We start from the raw sequence: 2250 nt of genomic DNA on the forward strand, positions 1-2250 counted from the left end.
AAAATAGTTATAGTGATGAGGAATCCGCATTCAGATAGAATGCATAATATTGTCAGACTTGATGCCCATGGGGAACTAGATGGGAGTTTTAGCCCACTGTATAATGTTTTTGAGGGCGAGATTCTAGATGTGGTTATACAACCTGATAATAAAATTTTAATTGGCGGTGATTTTAATCTATATGAGAATGCACCTCGAGTAATTACCAGAATTAATCCAGATGGTTCTTTGGATAATAGTTTCAATGCTACGGCTGTAGGTATAGCCGCTTCTGTAGAAGATGTTCATTTACACTACATAGATGGGGAATACAAAATATTAGTAGCCGGGAGCATATACTCCCAAGATGGCTCCAATTATGTGTTATTTAGGCTTAATTCAGACGGTACTATAGATACCAAATTTAAAGCTCTTCCCTATGACTATACCAATGTGTATGCTGTAGGTACGTTGGGTAAGGATACATATCTGCAATATAATCGCAAGTTGATAAAGCTTGATGAAGCAGGCAATATTTACGATTTGGGTGTTAGAGTTGATTATTATGTTAAGGAGATTTTATTTACAAAAGATAATGAGATGATCCTTGGAGGAAGCTTCAGCGATGTGAACGGTGAGAAAGATGCTATTGCAAAGCTCTCTCCCAGTGGAGATGTAGATCAATCTTTTGATGTAGATTTTGACGGCAGGGCGGAAATAAATGATATAATTGAGCTGACTGGTGGTAGTTTAATGGTAGTAGGCAACCAAAGCCATATTAACGAGATTGAAGTTCAACAACTCGCAAAGATAAATTTGCAGGGAGTACCTGATGAGACATTTAACCCCGACCTAGGAAATATATTAAAAATATATCAAGCCAAAATTTCTCCAGATAATACTAAGATAGTTGTTGCTGGGAATTTTAATAATGAGTTTGATATCAGAAGGTTAAGAATGGACGGTAGTGCTGATCCTACTTTTAATGCCAATATGGAAGTTTTGCCGAGCGAGCCAAAAATAGAAATGTATTTTCTTGATGATGGCCGTTTAATAATTTTCATGCAGTATTATTCTAATGGTCCAATTACTGAGAGTGTTATGCTTTTGCCTGATGGTTCTGTCGATGGCAGCTTTACGCCATTATATTTAGATGGCTATTTGAGAGGGGTGAACCATCTTACAAATGGTAATTTTGTAATTGGCTATAGTAGCGCTGTAGATAATAAAACTGTTTTTAAAATTATAACCCCAGAGGGGCAGCATGTTGCAGAGTATATTCAAAATTCAAACAGAATCAATCGGTTTGTCGTAGCCTCTGATGAAATATATTTCTTTCAGGACAATGTTTTTTACAAAATTAACCTTTCAAATGCAGAAGTAGAGCAATTGAGTTTAGTTTTAAAGAGTATATGGAGTGCTCCTGTTCATAGCTTTTCTTATCAACAGGATAAATTCTTTATGACAGGTGATTTTGTGCGAGCGGAAGATGGAATTGAAAAAATAGCAGTTCTTGATAAGGACTTCAATTTGCTTAAAGGCTATTTTTGGAATGTTGTAGTAGCCAATTGGGGAGATATAAAAAGTGGTGGCTACGTAAAAGTATTGGAGACAGGTCAAATATTGACATATGGTGAACTTATCAGTGTAAATGATGAGCCTCGTACAGGACTGGCATTACTTGATATTCCTATTAATGAACCTGCCATACCTTCTGAAGTGTCTCTAACCAAAAGAGAAGGTTCCATTTATGAATTAGGCTGGCAGGATAATTCAAATAATGAGACTGGTTTTGAAGTTCAAAGAATTATTTATAAAGAAGGTGAAGAAGTAGGAGCAGTTACAATAACGATAACTGGTAAAAACACAACTTCAATTGAGCTTGACGAATCCAGTAAGTATGTTCAATATAAAGTTAGTGCGGTTAATGCAGTAGGTTCGTCTAAGTTTGCTATTTCTAACCTGATTTCCCCTCCCATTACGGCACTTGAGGCTAGAATGGAGTCTTCTGTCAAGGTTTATCCTAATCCGGGAAATGGACTCATATATATTACAGGTCATAAGAAAGGGACGATTGAACAAATGATAATACGTGACAGTCGAGGAACAAAACTGAAAGAGTTCAATGGTTTTTTAGAGACTATAGATATTAGAAACTATCCCGAGGGTATTTACTTTCTTGAGGTTATTATTGGCCAACGGGTGGGTCATGTGAGGTTTGTCAAAATCGATTAATTGCAGTACCTGAGCTAAGAAATTTTTTTCAAAATA

At 36.2% G+C, this 2250-nt stretch carries 1 protein-coding gene; it reads left to right on the forward strand.

Annotated features, from left to right (window positions below; genetic code table 11):
* On the forward strand, nucleotides 1–2214 hold a 2214-nt coding region (locus tag E1163_RS00925), incomplete at its 5' end, for a T9SS type A sorting domain-containing protein (protein ID WP_221417888.1).
* Nucleotides 2215–2250: the final 36 nt, after the last annotated feature.

The sequence above is a fragment of the Fulvivirga kasyanovii genome (assembly GCF_009711405.1).
Lineage (GTDB): Bacteria > Bacteroidota > Bacteroidia > Cytophagales > Cyclobacteriaceae > Fulvivirga > Fulvivirga kasyanovii.